The sequence below is a fragment of the Marinobacterium marinum genome (assembly GCF_013868415.1).
GTDB classification, from domain to species: domain Bacteria; phylum Pseudomonadota; class Gammaproteobacteria; order Pseudomonadales; family Balneatricaceae; genus Marinobacterium; species Marinobacterium marinum.
Window position 1 is genome coordinate 22,210 of sequence record NZ_JACEMT010000029.1, and the last position, 17,185, is coordinate 39,394.

General features: G+C 53.4%; 13 protein-coding genes. 10 read left to right on the forward strand and 3 right to left on the reverse strand.

All coding sequences use genetic code 11. The features are described 5' to 3' along the window. Nucleotides 1–87: 87 nt before the first annotated feature. The 3 genes from H1S06_RS00620 to H1S06_RS00630 all read right to left on the reverse strand — a co-directional run bounded on the left by H1S06_RS00620 (nucleotide 88) and on the right by H1S06_RS00630 (nucleotide 3,079). The gene (locus H1S06_RS00620; protein ID WP_220183706.1) at nucleotides 88–1,092 is read right to left on the reverse strand and encodes a recombination directionality factor; all 1,005 of its coding nucleotides are present in this window, start codon (nucleotides 1,090–1,092) and stop codon (nucleotides 88–90) included. Between the two features lie 345 nt (nucleotides 1,093–1,437). After that, nucleotides 1,438–1,767 (reverse strand): hypothetical protein, encoded by a 330-nt coding sequence (locus H1S06_RS00625; protein ID WP_181736348.1) that lies wholly within the window; start codon nucleotides 1,765–1,767, stop codon nucleotides 1,438–1,440. Between the two features lie 91 nt (nucleotides 1,768–1,858). After that, the gene (locus tag H1S06_RS00630; RefSeq protein WP_181736349.1) at nucleotides 1,859–3,079 is read right to left on the reverse strand and encodes a hypothetical protein; all 1,221 of its coding nucleotides are present in this window, start codon (nucleotides 3,077–3,079) and stop codon (nucleotides 1,859–1,861) included. Between the two features lie 358 nt (nucleotides 3,080–3,437). On the opposite strand from H1S06_RS00630, the gene H1S06_RS00635 reads away from it, so the two are divergent. From H1S06_RS00635 to H1S06_RS00680, 10 genes are all read left to right on the forward strand, one after another. After that, complete coding sequence (locus H1S06_RS00635; protein WP_181736350.1) at nucleotides 3,438–3,638, forward strand: AlpA family transcriptional regulator; 201 nt, start codon at nucleotides 3,438–3,440, stop codon at nucleotides 3,636–3,638. A gap of 297 nt (nucleotides 3,639–3,935) precedes the next feature. Next, nucleotides 3,936–4,601, forward strand: a complete 666-nt coding sequence (locus H1S06_RS00640) for an inovirus Gp2 family protein (RefSeq protein WP_181736351.1) — start codon at nucleotides 3,936–3,938, stop codon at nucleotides 4,599–4,601. Nucleotides 4,602–4,825: 224 nt separating this feature from the next. After that, nucleotides 4,826–5,113 (forward strand): hypothetical protein, encoded by a 288-nt coding sequence (locus tag H1S06_RS00645; RefSeq protein ID WP_181736352.1) that lies wholly within the window; start codon nucleotides 4,826–4,828, stop codon nucleotides 5,111–5,113. Beyond that, nucleotides 5,113–6,006, forward strand: a complete 894-nt coding sequence (locus H1S06_RS00650; RefSeq protein ID WP_181736353.1) for a TIR domain-containing protein — start codon at nucleotides 5,113–5,115, stop codon at nucleotides 6,004–6,006. The genes H1S06_RS00645 and H1S06_RS00650 overlap by 1 nt, the downstream gene beginning before the upstream one ends. Nucleotides 6,007–6,115: 109 nt before the next feature. Beyond that, entirely contained in the window at nucleotides 6,116–7,012 is an 897-nt protein-coding gene (locus H1S06_RS00655; RefSeq protein WP_181736354.1) for a helix-turn-helix transcriptional regulator, read from the forward strand. After that, nucleotides 7,009–7,788 carry a hypothetical protein gene (locus H1S06_RS00660; protein ID WP_181736355.1) on the forward strand — a complete coding sequence of 260 codons (780 nt, stop codon included), beginning with the start codon at nucleotides 7,009–7,011 and terminating at the stop codon, nucleotides 7,786–7,788. Before H1S06_RS00655 ends, H1S06_RS00660 begins: the two co-directional genes overlap by 4 nt. Nucleotides 7,789–7,794: 6 nt before the next feature. Beyond that, complete coding sequence (locus tag H1S06_RS00665) at nucleotides 7,795–8,340, forward strand: BREX protein BrxB domain-containing protein (RefSeq protein ID WP_181736356.1); 546 nt, start codon at nucleotides 7,795–7,797, stop codon at nucleotides 8,338–8,340. Between the two features lie 105 nt (nucleotides 8,341–8,445). Next, nucleotides 8,446–11,910, forward strand: a complete 3,465-nt coding sequence (brxC, locus tag H1S06_RS00670) for a BREX system P-loop protein BrxC (RefSeq protein ID WP_181736357.1) — start codon at nucleotides 8,446–8,448, stop codon at nucleotides 11,908–11,910. Further along, nucleotides 11,910–15,431 (forward strand): Eco57I restriction-modification methylase domain-containing protein, encoded by a 3,522-nt coding sequence (locus tag H1S06_RS00675; RefSeq protein WP_181736358.1) that lies wholly within the window; start codon nucleotides 11,910–11,912, stop codon nucleotides 15,429–15,431. The genes brxC and H1S06_RS00675 overlap by 1 nt, the downstream gene beginning before the upstream one ends. Nucleotides 15,432–15,458: 27 nt before the next feature. Continuing rightward, the gene (locus tag H1S06_RS00680) at nucleotides 15,459–17,168 is read left to right on the forward strand and encodes a DUF262 domain-containing protein (RefSeq protein ID WP_220183707.1); all 1,710 of its coding nucleotides are present in this window, start codon (nucleotides 15,459–15,461) and stop codon (nucleotides 17,166–17,168) included. Nucleotides 17,169–17,185 lie beyond the last annotated feature (17 nt).

Consider the following 17,185-nt stretch of genomic DNA (forward strand, 5'->3'; position numbering starts at 1 on the left):
TAAGCCTCCTTGCCTGCACGGAACCACGCCCCGCAGGGGTGTGGTCCCGGCAGGGTATATGGGTGTCATCGAGGGATTCAGGGGGTGTTAGTATCGAGAACCAGCTTCAGTGTCAGCGTGTGGTTCGTTGGGTTGTGTGGGTGTTTCAGGTGGTGCGTTATCACGGTCGAGTTGGGCAGATCGAATGCGGCGCGACTTGGCCGCCAGCTTTTGCGTCAGCCGGACAGGATCAACCCCATTGCGAGGCATACCAGGATCGGCTGGGTGAGATTCATTCGGTGTGGTCTCTTGGCCCTGTGGATAAAACTCCTCCACGATAGCGGCTGCATCCTCCTCCTGTTCTTCAAAGTCACCATTGGCAAAGCCCATGCGAGCGGCCTGATCCAATGTCTGTTGATCAAACCCGACTTCGTGCCGGTCCATTGCCATCTGTTGCGCGTTGGCCAGCGTTGCTTCCAGGTCCATGCCGTCACGCAGGGTGATATCCACGTAGTAGATCGGTGTGCCATGGCTCTGGCGGGTGGACTTTCCGCGCAAGCGTAACTCCAGTGGCAGGCACGACAGCTTGTTGCCGGATACCGCTTTGAAATACTGCAGCCGCGCAGCCAAGGTCCGAATCGAATTGAAGCCGGTGGTACGGAAGATGAAGGTACCCAACGGATCATCGTCCCCCACAATCACATTCAGCCGAGCATAGGGCTTACAGCGCCCACCCTGTGACAGCTCGCAGCCATCAGGGCTGGGGCACGGTAGAGTCTGCATCCCTTCACGGGTACGGCGACGGCACTGCTCACCATCCCCGACACAAAGCGGTCGGGCCGTACTGCGATCAAACAGTGAGTACTCCGCTCGCAGATTGAGTTCGGGCTCATTGAACAGCAGCCGAATCGGAATACGCCTCAACTTACCACTTTGGGCTTCACGTAGGGACTCATCCAGCGGGTGGGCCAACCAGCCATCACGTGTCTGGATCTGAGACGTTAGCGTGAACTGATCATCCTTCTGTGGCAGGCGTTTACCGTCCTTTTCGATCACCTTGCCAATGGCGATACGCCCCAGGATCGGCGGGGTAATAGCAAGACCTTTCAACATGAAAACCTCCAGGCATAGCAACCCCTATCCCAGCCACCGGGGCTGGGATAGGGTATATGCAGATAGTTGTGATACATGGAATAGCGGTGATGGATTAAGAAACGGTACTAAGGCGTCCGGTTTTCTCCATCTATCGTTCAAGCTGAGATTTGTACGGATTGAGCCCGGCGGAAGCAGCGGCATTAGAACTGCCAATATCGCTCTGGCGTATCTGCAGCCAGGTTTGATGGTCCACTTGACGTGTATCATCCAGGGTATGACCCTGAGAATAGCGGCATTGATGGTGTAACGTTGAGGGCAGGGTTTCACCCCCACAATTCTGGATATCCAACAGAGTGGTATGATTCAATCATCCGCTCTGAAGGTATGACCGCAACTCAAGCACTCGATGTTATCGAGCACTTCTCGGTCAAGATGGTCACCAATACGGCCGCCAGTGACACCACCTGCGGCGCCGCCGATCAAGCCACCTAGCAAGGCCCCAGCCAGGGTGCCTAGTGCCACACCAGGAGGGCCTGCCAAAAGTCCAACGGTAGCGCCAGCACGCGCTCCTGTCAGCGCACCTGCAGCACCACTGGCTGAACCTGCTGCAGTACCCACCAGAGTACCGGCAGTACGACCAATAGAACGGGGAATCAACTGCTGTGATTGGCAGCAAGGACATTGAAGAGACATGGGAATAACTCCTTGAACAAGTAAATGAAAAGACACACCGTGCCTGTCCAAGGAGGTGATATATAGGTGAAAATTACGTGATTGCTACCAGCTAGGTACGCGTTTCCCGAAAGCCGTCTTTATCTACCAGTGAAGTATGCTTGTGACGGTGTTGTTTGCGTCCCATGCTTCTGAAGGTTTTACCCTGAGATTCGATTTTGATGAATTGGTCATAAAGTACCCATCTATCCAGTAGAGATTTAACTCGGCATGGAGATTTTCTTTTCGGCTCCCGCCACCAGATTTGATTCTTTTGTGAAAGAAATCCGATATATCCAGAGTGGACTTTAATGCTAATCCAGTTTTGTTTAATAAATGTTAAAACCTCATCTACTTCAAATTTTTTTTTGCTTCCCGGAAACACAAGTAGCCAACGAACAATTAACCCACCTTTGGGTGTGTAATGAATAAACCAGATGTAGTCTATGCATTCTTTAAATCGTAGTGTAAATTTTTTTACAAGTAACTGGAAATTTTCTTTAGTTATCTCAATATCGCTATCTGGTATGCCCTGTTGGTAGGGCCACATACCTCTAAATGTGTAGCATAGAGGAATGGGTAGAAATATTAATCCTTCTTTGGGAGCATTTTTCCAAGTGTTCTCATAAAATTTATTTGCTGAGACATGGTTCTGCCGATGCCGTTTTTGATTACGATGGATAGCCGTTTTCCAAGTTTCATTTTCTAATGAATCACTACGTGCCTGGATAGCTCTGAGACGAGCATCTTGTATTGGTTCAGATGACTGATTTTTTATTAACCTTTTTAGATTATCTAGGTATTTGGCAATATAGTTCTCCAGTTTAGCTCTCTCTTCAGAAGGGGCGGTGTATCGGAAATCACGTAGATTTTCATTGAATTGTTTTAAAGCGTAACCCATCCATATAAACAGTTCTAGATACGGGTGTAAACGAATCGAAGGCTTTAAGCTTCTTTCGCGATGTTCAGGAGGAAGGAGGTCATCAGTAGTGGCTACTAACCCAGCTGAAAGGAATTTAACCATATTGGTAATCGATACGAGTGCGGGGTGGATTTTATGGCGTCCATTTTTACTTTCAATAAATACTGCTAAATCAGGGTGGTTCAGTAAATATTTTACGGCTTTATCTGCTTCATTTAATTTATCGAATATGAAGAATTCAAATAAACTTTCATGGCTCCATTGAATCCGAAATTCGTTTTCTAATTCAGATGCTTGAGCCTGTTTAAACTTGGGTGCATCCGTGGCAAGAAGAGGCTTAAAAGGAGGAGAGCGCTTAAGTTTTTTGTCCATTTCATAATACCTTAATAGACTTAAAGGATAGCGTTTCTAACGATATTGGCATAATAATGTTGTGATTTAACTCTTTTATATTGTGATTTTAACTCTTTTATATCTGTTTTGGTTAAAAAGCAACCTATTTTTGGCTTCTAGCTACTTTTTCCTCCTCTGGCCAGTGATTCAGTGTTGAGTGGGCTGGTGAAGCTACATGAGCGAATCAGGAGGAGCTGTGAGGCATGTGTACAGCGGCTCATAGATGCAAGTGAAGCTAGTAGTTTTGATAGGTATAGCCTCGTTGCTGAAAAATTAAAGATCGGTAATTTTCTACTCCCACCCCTATCGCATGAACGAACATACAGGAGTCAGGTTCATGCGAATAATCAAACTTGCCGAAGTGATTAGAGTTACCGGTCTTTCCCGTTCTAGCATTTACCGTAAAATCAACGAAAAAAGCTTTCCATCCCCAGTGTCCCTCGGGCATAAATCGGTTGGTTGGGTCGAGGATGAAGTGCAGCAATGGATTCTTGAGCGTATTGCTTTACGTGATGAAGGAAAAGGGTTCAACGAGTGACAGGGGGTTAGCCCCCTTTTCTATTCCTGCTAATATTATCGATCCATACTTTCCTCGAGTGATGAAATAAAGAGAAATGCCAGTTTTTTTCGGATTCATTCATACTAAATTCAGAAAAATGAATGTTTCGATTGTCGGTGTATTAATATCTATAACCTATTATCTATACGATAATTCCCTATTTCCTATAGATTAATATAACCAAAAACAAATAGATTATGAAAAATAAAATGGTATTAATTTTTTCTATATTTATAGAATATTTTTTGATATCGATATGGTAATAATGGAGGAGTTATGCCTTATAAAAAATTAACTCATAATCCAAATCTATCTTTGTTTACTCAGCCAGTATACAGAGGACTTCCTGTGCTAGCATCTCCGGAATATCCCTGTGTATTGGAGTACCTAGAAAGCGCGTGGAAATTGTTGGCACGTACAAAAAAAGAATATAACCGTATCTATGCAGTACGTATTGAGCTTCTGTACCCAGCGAATATCAAAGCCATTGGCACTGAAGATAACCAAGTGATGGAACGCTTCAAAAAAGCGCTTGATAGTCGAGTTCAATGGCGTTCGAAAATGCTGAAGCGTGATGGTAAACGTGTTCACCCCTGTCGAGTGAGAATGATCTGGGCGCGTGAGCAAGATCGTTCACCTAACCCTCACTATCACCTGGTTTTGCTGCTCAACCGAGATCGATACTTTCGTTTGGGGAGTTATGATCAAGATGCGGATAACCTCTATGCACTGGTACATGCAGCTTGGTCGTCGGCTATCGATTTGCAAACGGGAGGTGTTGAAGGCTTTATGCATATCCCCAAAAATGCTGATTACCACCTATCGAGTAACGATGGATACGCTGCAGAACCTGATCTATTCAAGCGCATCAGCTACCTCTGCAAGGTGAGGACAAAGGTGTATGGTGAACGTTATCACGGCTTTGGGGTATCCAGGAGCTAAGGGTTGAAAGCCTAGAGGATCCGGCTTGGCAGAAGCCTAGTTACAGGCGACAAAATGTGTCGCTTGACCCGTCTATGATGCTCTTGTTCAACATTGACTACGGCTGAAGTTAGGGAAATGCTAATTTCGATCTTTCTGTCGGTTCAATGTCACCAGGTTTCTACGTTATAGCCTGATGCAGGTGAACCCATTAACAATACACAAGGCAAAGAGTAGGTAGCTTCATGGCAGGTAAAAACGGGTTCGAACAGTTACAAAAAACACTGGAGGAAGTTCAACTGGCTCTAGAAGAGTTGGGAGGGGCTCTGGGTGAAGTCAATTATGACCCTGAAGATCCTGCTAGCATAGAGTCCGCGATTCAAGCTGTGTACCAAATGGTTGATGAAAAAACGGAAGCTTACGCATCCAACCAGATTGTTATGTCGTTAGTAGCGGAAACAAAGGAAGGACTTCGTGAGCAAATCATCCAACATGCAAGCCAAGCGCGGCTTGAATCTGACGGAGACTCATGATGTCTCAAGACCTGTTTAAAGAAATCAATCACGCGGTTTTAGATCTACAGGGGGCTCAGTTACAGACCTATGAACGTCCCTTGAAAAGGCTAGTGAGCTTGCTCCAGCATCCTGATTTGGAAACATACAATGCTGAGCTAACAGAGGGACTGGATTTAGAGACGTTTCTCGAAGAAAGTGCACGGACCGGCGGCAGCATGGTGGGTAGTCAGCGCCTCCTATGGCCTGATAGTGCTGAAGAATGTTTGGGGCTAACCTTTCTACTACTACAAAAAATGGGCGAAGACCCCGCTTACGCCGCTACCTTTGCGCATGACTTCTACTACTCAGGTAGCAAGATAATTGCTGGAATTCACAGCCTGACCGGGCAGCTGATCATCCCATTTATTCGTGATTACAAAAGCTACACCCAGTCAAAGGGAAGTGCATTAGTGGCGTTACAGGACGTGCGGTCGCGGAAAGTCTTCATTGTACATGGTCATGATGAGGGCGCGCGTGAGATGGTTGCCCGCTTTCTCGAAAAAATAGACTTTGAGCCTGTTATTTTGCATGAGCAAGCAAACCAGGGCCGAACAGTGATTGAAAAGGTTGAGAAGCATGGCGACGTGGGATTCGCTGTTGTGCTCCTCACTCCTGATGATGAAGGCAGCGTGAAGGGTGGGAATCTACAAACACGCCCCCGACAGAATGTTCTCCTTGAGCTTGGCTACTTCATTGGCAGGCTGAGTCGTGACAGAGTCTGTACTTTAAAACGAGGGGAGCTGGAGATCCCCAGTGATTTTGCAGGAGTGGTTTGGGAGGATATGGATGCTGCAGGCGGGTGGAAACAGTCACTTGCCCGAGAGCTAAATGCCGCTGGGTACAGCATCGACTGGAATGTGGTTATGCGGTGACTCGAGGTACTTTCATTAGTCTTAGTCAGATAGCTTAGGTATATGTATGCTGCTATCATCATTTTTATGACCACCAAACGATGACACCGCAACTCAAGGACAGCACCCCATGCCAACGACGGCAGCAGATACCGCTTCACCCAACCAGCGCGAACGTCTGTGGCAGATCGATTTTCTGGCGCGTTTTCGTGGTCAGGTAACACGTCAGGATCTGACCTATCGATTTGGTATTGCACTGTCCAACGCCACCCGTGACTTCACCCTCTACCGCAAGCTGGCGCCGTCCAACCTGGACTATGATCATCGCGATAAAGTCTATCGGCGCACACCGCAATTCCAGCCGTTATTCACCTACGACCGCGAGCACACCCTGCAGACGTTGACCCTTGGCCAGGCAGCAGGGCAGGAACCCTGTGAGCAGCCGATTCTGGTGGATGCTGCGCCTGCACTGAACCAGCCGAATCTCGATATCCTCGCCGCAGTATCCCGTGCCATTTATGCCGCCAAGGCGATCAGCATCCGTTACGTATCCGTGAGCAGTGGCGAATCCAAGCGGGAGATTGTGCCGCATAGCTTAGTGAACACAGGATTGCGCTGGCATGTGCGAGCCTACTGCCGTACCCATGCCCAGTTCCGAGACTTTGTGCTGACACGCATCACTCAGGCTGATGAGCTGAATTCCGCCATCGAATTGGCGGTAGAAAGCATCGGGCAGGATGCAGAGTGGAATCGTTACCTGACCGTAGAGTTGCTTCCACACCCCGCAGCAGCACACAAGCGTGCCATCGAATTGGATTACGGCCTTGCCCCCGGCGAAACTCTGCAGATGAGCATCAAAGCCGCCACCGCCGGTTATTGGCTGCGCCGCTGGGGGGTAGATTGCAGCTTGAATGCCAGGCTTTCGCCGGATGAATATCAGCTGGCATTACTGAACCCCGCCAGCGTTTACCGCCAGGCGAACCTGTCTATTGCCCCCGGTTTTACCCAGGAGACACCCAACCCATGATCTCGACCGAATCCCAGCAGAAGTTCGGTTTCAAGTATGGCCGTAATGGCGTTCATGCCAGCCGGACCATGATGCTGTCTGAAATCACCGAGCTGTTTCACGGTCGCAACATGGACGCCACCGCCGCTCAATACCAGGAAGATGTGGAGCTTTTCAATGTCCTGCACAAGCCCACGGAAAAGTCCCGCAAGCTGACCTGGAAGCATCTGGTGGATCTTTACGGCATGGATACCGCCATTCCGCTGTTCCGCATCTTTCGCCGTTTCTGGGAAGTAGATGAACAGGCCCGAACGCTATTGGCTTGCCAGATGGGGTTGGCGCGTGACCCCTTGCTGCGCATCTCAATGAACAAGATTCTACAGCTGGAGCTGGGGCAATGGCTGCCCCGTGAAGAGATGGAGCAAGTGTTCGCCGAACAGTGCCCGGATCGCTACAGCCCGGCGACGCTCAAATCCATCGCCCAGAACGTCAACGGCACCTGGACCAACGCCGGTTTCCTGCAGGGCCGCACTAAAAAACATCGTACTGAGCCGGATATCCGCCCGGTCAACGTCGCCTTTGCGCTGTTCATGGGTTACCTGCAGGGGCTGACCGGCAACCGCTTGTTCAATACCGAGTGGACCCGTGTACTGCAGTGCCGTACCGAGCGTTTGCTGGAGCTGGCCCGCTCGGCCAGCCATAGCGGTTTGTTGCGCTTCAAGCACTCCAGCGAAGTGGTTGAAATCACCTTTCCCGATTGCCTGACCAAGGAAGAAGAGGCCTGGCTGTATGAGTAATAGAGCATGAGTAATCGACTGAACCGCCTGATCAAAAGCTACGCCGGCTATATCAGCATCCCCTGGATGAAAGGGCTCGCCGATGAGCAGCGGGTACTGTTTGCCGTCTACCACAAGGAAGATGAGCTCAAGCTGCGGGCACGGGTAGAAGAGTTCCGCCTGGCTACCGAAAGTGCCGGGCATACCTGGCTGGAGCTGGACATCACCCGCCTGTTTCCGGAATGGATGGCCTCGCAGAAGTACCGGGAAGACTACTTTGAAGACCCCGAAGACCTGGAGCCGAAGTACAAAGCCTTTGTGCGCCAGTCGGTGGAAAAGCTGGCCGAACAGATTCAGGCCGAAGCGGACGAAAACACCTTGGTGACTCTGGTTGGCTGCGGCACCCTGTTTGGTTTCGCCTCAGTATCGGATTTCGTCAAACAGCTGGCCGCCCATGTACCGGGCCGGTTGCTGGTGCTCTTTCCCGGTGAGTACATCGACAACGGCTACCGACTGCTGGATGCCCGCGATGGCTGGGGCTATCAGGCCACAGCGATTACCGCCGACAACTGACATTAAACAGCAGCACTGCAAACAACTGAAAGAACAGAACCACACCCGGCGACACCGGCGGGCGTTGATGAATAGATGGCTACACGACAAGGGAGCACGCACAGGATGCTGAACCGCGATATCTACCAACTGGACCCCCAGCAAAACCGGCTGGAAAACAACGGTGTCGCCGAAGTAAAGGACGACCAATCCGCACAGGCGCTCAAAACCCTGCGTTATGAGCTGCAAACCTTTGTCTGTGATGGCGAATATGAAGCCGGTCTCGACAAGATACTGTCGGCCTACCTGCGCAACCTTGGCGATGGCCATGAACAGCCGGGTGTCTGGATCTCCGGCTTCTTTGGTTCCGGTAAATCCCACCTGGCCAAAATGCTGCGCGCGCTTTGGACCAACCAGCCGTTTGGCGATGGTGTCAGCGCCCGCGATATTGCCGACCTGCCGCAAGAGATCAAGGATCATTTCAAGGAACTGAGCATCGCTGCCGGCCGCCACGGTGGTTTGCATGCCGCTTCCGGTACGCTGGGGGCGGGCGCGAACAATAACGTGCGTCTGGCGCTGCTGAACATCATCTTCAAATCTGCCGGTCTGCCGGAACAGTACCATCAGACCCGCTTTGTGCTCTGGCTGAAGAAAGAGGGCATCCTGGAACAGGTTAAGGCGCAGGTCGAAGCCGACGACGATGTCTGGGAAGACGAACTGGAAGATCTGTACGTGTCCCGCAGTATCGCCCGTGCGTTGATGCAGGCTGACGATACTCTGGCCAGCGATGTGAAAGAGATGCGCCAGCTGCTCAAAATGCAGTACCCGCAGGCCAACGATGTCACCAACCAGCAGATGGTCGATGCCATCCATGATGCCCTGGCCCAGAACGGCCAGTTCCCGTTGACCCTGGTGGTGCTGGATGAGGTGCAGCAGTACGTTGGGGACGATACCGGCAAGGCGCACCAGGTTCAGGAAGTGGTGGAAACCTGCTGTAAGCACTCCATCTTCGAGAACAAGCTGTTGTTTGTCGCCACCGGTCAGAGTGCGCTCTCCGGCATGCCCAACTTGCAGCGCCTGCTGGGCCGTTTCCAGATTCCGATTCAGCTCTCCGATACCGATGTGGAATCGGTGATCCGCAAGGTGATCCTGCAGAAAAAGCCCTCGGCCCAGTCCGAGTTGGATGCAGTGATCAAAACCAATCTGGGGGAAATCTCCCGCCAGCTGCGCGGTACCAAAATCGAACACCATCAGGATGATGAGCAGGTGATGCTGGCGGATTATCCGCTGCTGCCGGTACGCCGCCGTTTTTGGGAAAAGGTGCTGCGCATTGTCGATACCACCGGCACCGCCTCCCAGCTGCGTAACCAGCTGAAAGTGATCCACGAAGCCGCCCAGGCCACGGCCGATCAGCCGCTGGGCCATGTGGTACCGGCGGACTTTATCTACAACCAGATCACCGTCAACCTGCAGCAGACCGGTGTCATCTCCAAAGAGATCGCCGAAGCCATTGGCCGTTTGTCTGCCGGTGATGAGGATGAGCAGTTCAAATCCCGCATCCTGGCACTTGTGCTGCTGATCGGTAAACTGCCGACCGACCCCACTGCCGACTGTGGTGTACGCGCCACCGCCGATATGCTGGCCGACCTGCTGATCGATGACCTGAACAGTGGTAAGGAAGCGATCCGCAACCGGGTGCCCAAACTGCTGCAGGCGCTGGCCGACGAGGGTCTGGTCATGCCGATGGAAACCAGCGTGGGTACCGAGTACCGCCTGCAGACCCAGGAAAGCGCCCAGTGGTACGACACCCTGCGTCAGGAGGAAGCCGACCTGCGCGGCAACCAGCAGCGTATTGAAAATATCCGTGTCGACCTGCTGCATAAGGAGCTGCGCCAGCAGATCGCCCAGGTGCGCCTGACCCAGGGTAACTGCAAAGAACCCCGTACCGTTTACCCTTGCTTTGATCCCGAGCTGCCCCGCGATGCCGCCGACAAAATCTACGCCTGGGTGCAGGATGGCTGGAGCGTGGATGAAAAACACTTCCTGGCCGATGCCCGCAGCCGCAATCCCGGTGAGCCGACCATCTTTATCCATGTACCGGCCCGTAACCGTTCCGAGCTGAACAACGCCATCGTCACCGAACACGCCGCGCAAACCACCCTCGACAAGCGCGGTATGCCCAACACCGATGCCGGTAAAGACGCCCGCACCGCCATGGAAACCCGCCACCGCGACGCCCAGAAGCAGGTGAAAACCCTGCTGCGTGAAATCTTCGATGGCGTACAGGTGCTGCAGGCCGGTGGCAACGAAGTGGAAGGCAACAGCATTGCCGAGCGCATTGAAACCGCTGCCCGCGCCTCCCTGGTGCGCCTCTACCGTGACTTTGACCAGGCCGACCATGCCGGTTGGGGCAAGGTGTTCGACCGCGCCGGTAAAGAGGGCGGCCAGAACGCCCTGGAAGCGGTGGGCCACAGTGACGAGCCGGAAAAACACCCGGTTTGTGCCGCCATCAAACGCTTTATCGGGGTCGCCAAAAAGGGCAGTGAGATCCGTGAACACTTCCTGGCTGCGCCTTATGGCTGGCCGCAGGATGCCATCGATGGTGCTCTTTTTGTGCTGCTGGCCAGCGGCATTCTGCTGGCCGAAGATGCCCGCAGCAATCCGGTGGCGGTGACCAAACTGGAGCGCAAGCAGATCACCCAAACCAACTTCAAGCCGGAAAGCATCACCATCCGCCCGGTGGATCTGATCAAGATCCGTGGCCTGCTGACCGCCTCCGGTATTGAAAACCAGCCCGGCGAAGAAGCGGCCAAACTGCCACTGCTGGCGGAAAAGGGCCGTGAACTGGCACAGAAAGCCGGGGGTGAAGCACCCTTGCCCGCCAAACCGGATACTAAACTCTTTGATGAGCTGGCGCGTCAGTCCGGCAATACCCAGCTGAAATACGCCCTGGATGAGCAGGATGCCATTAAACAGGCGATCAAAGCCTGGGCCGAAACCGCCCAGCGCATTGAGGCCCGCCGCCCGGAATGGACGCAACTGCAGGAGCTGCTGGCGCTGAGCAAAGGCCTGGCCTTCCACGGCCCCATTCAGACCGAAGTGGAGGCCATTATCGATCAGCGCTCCCTGCTGGCCGAGCCCAACCCGGTAACGGGCCTGATTCAGCAGCTGGTGGCCAAGCTGCGGGAAGCGATCCAGTTCCATGTTAAAGCCTACCTGAACCGCCACGCCGAGTGTCTGGCGCAACTGCAGGCGGACAGCCACTGGCAGCAGCTGGATGAGCCGCAACAGAACCAGATTCTGGCCAAGCGCAAACTGCTGACTCTGGATGAACCCGCACTCAACGATGCTGAAGCCATTATCGACAGCCTGAATGACGTCAGCCTGGAGTTGTGGAGCGAACGTACCGACTCCCTGACCGGCAAGTTCGACAGCGCACGTGTGGAAGCGGTGGAGCTGCTGCAGCCCAAGTTGCAACGGATCAACCTGCCCAAAACCACCTTTGAATCCGAGGCAGATCTGGATACCTGGCTGGAACAGGTGAAACAGCAGGTACTCGATAAACTGAATGAAGGACCGGTGACATTCTGATGAGCATTTTTAACCACACCCGTCAGCCATTGGAACGCACTCTGCGTAAGGCGCTGGAAACCACCGTGGGCAAAGCCCGTGAAGTGGCAGAACAGGCGGCCACTCAGGCCCTGACCCGCCTGAGCGTCGGCGAGGCCAAACCCGCCGATTACCTGAACGATGCCCAGCGCAACCTGCGCAACCGCCTGCGTGCCCACGGCCGCCAGTTGGGGGATAGTAAGCAGGACAATGGCCAGCAAGGCATCCGCAAGCTGGTGACCGAGGTCGCCTACGAACACTGGCACCGCATGCTGTTTGCCCGTTTTCTGGAACAGAACAGCCTACTGATGTACGACGAGCACACGCCGCTGACCCTGGCGGAGTGCAACGAGCTGGTGCAGGAGCCGGATATCGCCCGTGATGAATTGGAAGCCCGTTGCACCACCGGCTGGGAACTGGCCGGAGTGCTGGCCTCCAAAATGCTGCCGCAGATCTTCCGGATCGACTCCCCCGTATTTGAGCTTGAACTGGCACCGGAGCATCAGCGCACCCTGGAGAAATTGGTTACTGGCCTGGCCCCGGACACCTTCCAGGCCCAGGACAGTCTCGGTTGGGTGTACCAGTTCTGGCAGAGCAAACGCAAAGAGGAGGTGAACAAATCCGAGGTGAAGATCGGTGCCGATGAGCTGGCTCCGGTCACCCAGCTGTTTACCGAACCCTATATGGTCAGCTTTCTGCTGGATAACAGCCTGGGAGCCTGGTGGGTGGGCAAACGCCTGTCGGATACGGATTTTACAAACGCCCAGAGCGAACAGGAACTGCGCGACAAGGCCGCCATCCCCGGTGTACCGCTCAATTACCTGCGCTTTGTAAAAGACGACACTACACAGCAATGGCAACCCGCCTCCGGCACTTTTGACAGCTGGCCGCAGCAACTGAGTGAGCTGAAAACCCTCGATCCCTGCTGTGGCTCCGGCCACTTCCTGGTCGCGGCGTTTTTAATGCTGGTGCCCATGCGCATGGAACTGGAACAGCTCACCGCGCAACAGGCGATCGACCGGGTGCTGAGCGAAAACCTGCACGGGCTGGAGTTGGATCAGCGTTGTGTCGAGCTGGCCGCCTTTGCCGTAGCAATGGAAGCCTGGCGCTTCCCGGAGGCCGGTGGCTACCGCAGCCTGCCGGAGCTGCATCTGGCTTGCAGTGGTCTCTCCATTACCGCCGCCAAGGAGGAGTGGAAGGAACTGAGCCGCAAAGCGGGCAAGCAGAACCTGACCATCGCCCTGGACTGGATGTACCAGACTTTTAAGGATGCCCCGGTGTTGGGCAGCCTGATCAACCCGCGCCGCAGCAAGGCCGCGCAGATCGCCCAGTGGAGCGAACTGCAGCAACTGCTGGGAGAAGCCCTTTCTCAGGAACAGGCACAGGAGCAGGACGCAGCGGATGCGGGCAGCTCTGATATCAATAACCGTGTTGAAGCGGGCATCGTCGCCCAGGGTTTGGCCAAAGCCGCCGAGCTGCTGGCAGGGCAGTACACCTGGGTGATCACCAACGTGCCCTATCTGGCGCGGGGCAAACAGAGCGATACCCTGAAAGCGTTCTGCGAAGAGTATTACCCGGAAGGCAAAAACGATCTGGCCACGGTGTTTCTCGACCGCTGTCTGGAGTTCTGCGTTAAAGGCGGCACCTCCAGCATAGTCCTGCCGCAGAACTGGCTGTTCCTGACCAGCTACCGCAAGTTCCGTGAAAAGCTGTTGCAGAACGACAGTTGGCATCTAATTGCGCGTTTGGGGGCGCAGGCGTTCCAGACCCCGATGTGGGACTTCAATGTGCAGTTGATCACCCTGAGCCGTGGCAATAGCGCAGGCCAGTCAGTGGATCTGCTGAACAGTGGCGAGCCGGGTAACTGTATTCGTGGCGTGGATGTGTCTGAACCGCGCACTGCCGCAGAAAAAGCGGCGGGCTTGCTGGCGGATGAGGTGAAGAGTGTGGAGCAGGGCAAGCAGCTGGAGAATCCGGATGCTTCGGTGATGCTTGAGACAAAAAGCAGAGGTGAACTTCTTACAAAGTATGCGAGATCGTTCACTGGTTTACAGACAGGTGATGATTTCCAGTTCGCACGCATGTTCTGGGAGATAGCACATGTTAGGGCACCTGAATGGCTTAAATGCCAAGGTTCACCGAGTGCTAAAACTACTTACCAAGGGCGTAGCAGAGTAATCAGGTGGGAAAATGGTAAAGGGGCACTAGTTGCTAGTCCAAGTGCATACATCAGGGGGCAGGATGCGTGGGCAAGGAAAGGAATTTCTGTGCAAACAATGGGAGATCTGAATTGCTCGCTTTTTAATGAAGCATCGTTCGATATGAATGCCAGCGTCCTCGTACCCTTTGAGGACCAGAATCGCACAGCTGTTTGGTGCTTTATTTCATCACCCGAGTATGTTGCTGAAGTCCGTAAAGTAAATCAAAAGTTACGCGTGGCGGATGCAACTCTGGCAAAAGTTCCCTTCGATCTCGACTACTGGACCAAGGTTGCCGAAGAGCAATACCCCAACGGCTTACCTGAGCCCTACACCAACGACCCCACCCAATGGATCTTCCACGGCCACCCCTGTGGTTCGGTGATCTGGGACGAAGAAAGCAAATGGACTGCCCAGGGCGAGCTGAGAGTCGATGACACCGTGCTGCAGGTGGCGGTGGCGCGTCTGCTCGGTTATCTCTGGCCGGCGGAACTCGACAAAGATATGGAGGTGGCGGAAGAGCAGCGTGCCTGGGTGTTGCGCTGTAAGGACCTGGAAGAGCATGTGGATAATGATGGTATCGTCTGCCTACCACCGGTGTACGGAGAAAAAGCTGCCGACCAGCGTCTAGAGGCCCTGCTGGAAGATGCTTATGGCCAAGCTTGGACTACACCGCTAAAAAACCGCCTGCTGGACACCGTTGGCAGCAAATCCCTCAGTCTCTGGTTGCGTGACAAGTTCTTTGAGCAGCACTGCAAACTGTTCCAGAACCGCCCCTTTATCTGGCATGTGTGGGATGGCCTGAAAGACGGCTTCAGCGCCCTGGTCAACTACCACCAGCTGGACAAGGCCGGGCTGGAGCGCCTGATCTACACCTACCTGGATGACTGGATCCGCACTCAGAAAGTGGGCGTGGCCAACGGCGAAGACGGTGCCGATATCCGTCTCGCTGCGGCAGAAACCCTGAAAACCGAGCTGGAAAAGATCCTCGAAGGCGAAAAGCCCTACGATATTTTCGTGCGCTGGAAACCGCTGGCGGAACAACCCATCGGCTGGACCCCCGACCTCAACGACGGCGTGCGCCTCAACATCCGCCCCTTCCTGCTGGCCAAAGACCTGGGCAAAAAAGGCGCGGGTATCCTGCGCTTCAAACCCAACGTCAAATGGACCAAAGATCGCGGCAAAGACGTGCCCTCCGCCCCCTGGTACCACCTGGGTTTGCAATACGACGGCAAAGAAGGCGATCGTATCAACGAACATCATCTGAGCCTGGCTGAAAAGCGTGCAGCCCGGAATGAGTCATAATCAGGTAAACCAACGGAGCATACGGGTATGTCGATGAACTTTAATACCACCAACAGCACCTTTCGCCAGCTGCTGGGCAATGGCCTGAGCTACCGTGTGCCTCCGTTTCAGCGCGATTATTCCTGGACCGATGATGAGTGGGATGATCTCTGGCAGGATGTGATAGCCCTGTTTGAAGAAGACGGTGAACCTGCCCACTATATGGGCTACCTGGTGCTGCAGTCCTCCGATAGCAAACGCTTCGATATCATTGATGGCCAGCAGCGGATTACCACCCTGAGCGTGATGATTCTGGCGGGGTTGGCTTATCTGCAGGATCTGGTCGGTGCAGGCCAGGATGCGGATAACAATCGTCGCCGTAAGGAACATCTGCAAAACAGTTATATCGGTTATGTGGACCCGGTCTCGTTAGTGCCACGCTCCAAGTTGGAACTGAACCGGCACAACAACCGCTTTTATCAAACCTATCTGGTGCCTCTGGAGCGGATGCCTCAGCGTAATCTGCACGCCTCCGAACATCAGCTGCGTAAGGCATTTAACTGGTTCAAGGAGCGATTCAGCAGTCGCTTTGGGCGCACGACAGAGAGTGGACAGCAGTTTGCCGCCATGCTGGATGCACTGGTTGATAAGCTTTTTTTTACCGTGATCACGGTGACCGATGAGCTGAATGCCTTCAAGGTATTTGAAACCCTGAATGCCCGTGGTGTAAGGCTTTCCGCTACGGACCTGCTGAAAAACTACCTGTTCTCTCTTATCAGCAGTGGCGAACTGCATGAAGTCGAGATGAAGTCGCTGGAAGAGCGTTGGGAGCGCATTGTGGGGCTGCTGGGTAGCGAGAGTTTCCCGGAGTTTCTGCGCGTGTTCTGGAACAGTCGTAATAAGCTGGTGCGCAAATCCGACCTGTTTAAAACCATTCGCCGCCGTATCGCCACAAGGGAAAATGCTTTTGGCCTGGTGCGGGAACTGGACCATTCTGCCGAGACCTATGCCGCGCTGCGAGACCCTATGCATGATGGCTGGAATCGTGATGAACGCGAGGCCCTGCAACAGCTGATGATGTTTAATGTCCGTCAGCCACTGGCGATGTTGATGGCCTGTTACCAGCGTTTCTATGACCAGGAGCGAGCCAGTTTCAGTCGGATATTGCGCGCGGTATCAGTTGTATCACTGCGTTACAACGTCATTTGTGGTTTCCAAACCCACGAGCAAGAGCGTGTCTATAACGATATTGCCCGTAAGCTGACTGAGGGCGATTACACCAGCCTGCAAGATGTGCTTGAGGCTTTGGGCGATGTTTACCCGGATGATAGGACGTTTAAAACGGCCTTTACCGCCAAGACACTGAAAACCACCAATAGCCGAAACAAAAAGGTGGTGCGCTATATCCTGTTCGCGTTGGAGAAACAGCGCTCCGAGCAGGACTTTGACTTTGAAAGCAGTGCCTACAACCTGGAGCATATTCTACCGGAAAGCCCGTCTGAAGCCTGGAACTATATGGATGAAAACCAGCAGGAGCGTTGTATCTACCGTCTGGGTAACATGACCCCGATGGAAGCGGGTGATAACCGTGATTTGGGCAATGCCGGGTATAACGAGAAGCGGGATGTCTATCGTAACAGTCAGTTCCAAATTACTCGGGGTGTCGCCGAACGGTATGATGAGTGGAACGAAGCCAAGATAGAAGCACGGCAGAAAAATCTGGCTGAGCTTGCTGCGACTGTCTGGAAAATCAATTGAGTAGCTTTCTAACATTG

Coding starts and splice junctions, on each gene's coding strand:
- H1S06_RS00650 (WP_181736353.1), top strand. CDS start 5,113: ATGTCTCAAGACCTGTTTAAAGAAATCAATCACGCGGTTTTAGATCTA.
- H1S06_RS00680 (WP_220183707.1), top strand. CDS start 15,459: ATGTCGATGAACTTTAATACCACCAACAGCACCTTTCGCCAGCTGCTG.
- H1S06_RS00620 (WP_220183706.1), bottom strand. CDS start 1,092: ATGTTGAAAGGTCTTGCTATTACCCCGCCGATCCTGGGGCGTATCGCC.
- H1S06_RS00655 (WP_181736354.1), top strand. CDS start 6,116: ATGCCAACGACGGCAGCAGATACCGCTTCACCCAACCAGCGCGAACGT.
- H1S06_RS00665 (WP_181736356.1), top strand. CDS start 7,795: ATGAGTAATCGACTGAACCGCCTGATCAAAAGCTACGCCGGCTATATC.
- brxC (WP_181736357.1), top strand. CDS start 8,446: ATGCTGAACCGCGATATCTACCAACTGGACCCCCAGCAAAACCGGCTG.
- H1S06_RS00675 (WP_181736358.1), top strand. CDS start 11,910: ATGAGCATTTTTAACCACACCCGTCAGCCATTGGAACGCACTCTGCGT.
- H1S06_RS00645 (WP_181736352.1), top strand. CDS start 4,826: ATGGCAGGTAAAAACGGGTTCGAACAGTTACAAAAAACACTGGAGGAA.
- H1S06_RS00630 (WP_181736349.1), bottom strand. CDS start 3,079: ATGGACAAAAAACTTAAGCGCTCTCCTCCTTTTAAGCCTCTTCTTGCC.
- H1S06_RS00635 (WP_181736350.1), top strand. CDS start 3,438: ATGCGAATAATCAAACTTGCCGAAGTGATTAGAGTTACCGGTCTTTCC.
- H1S06_RS00625 (WP_181736348.1), bottom strand. CDS start 1,767: ATGTCTCTTCAATGTCCTTGCTGCCAATCACAGCAGTTGATTCCCCGT.
- H1S06_RS00640 (WP_181736351.1), top strand. CDS start 3,936: ATGCCTTATAAAAAATTAACTCATAATCCAAATCTATCTTTGTTTACT.
- H1S06_RS00660 (WP_181736355.1), top strand. CDS start 7,009: ATGATCTCGACCGAATCCCAGCAGAAGTTCGGTTTCAAGTATGGCCGT.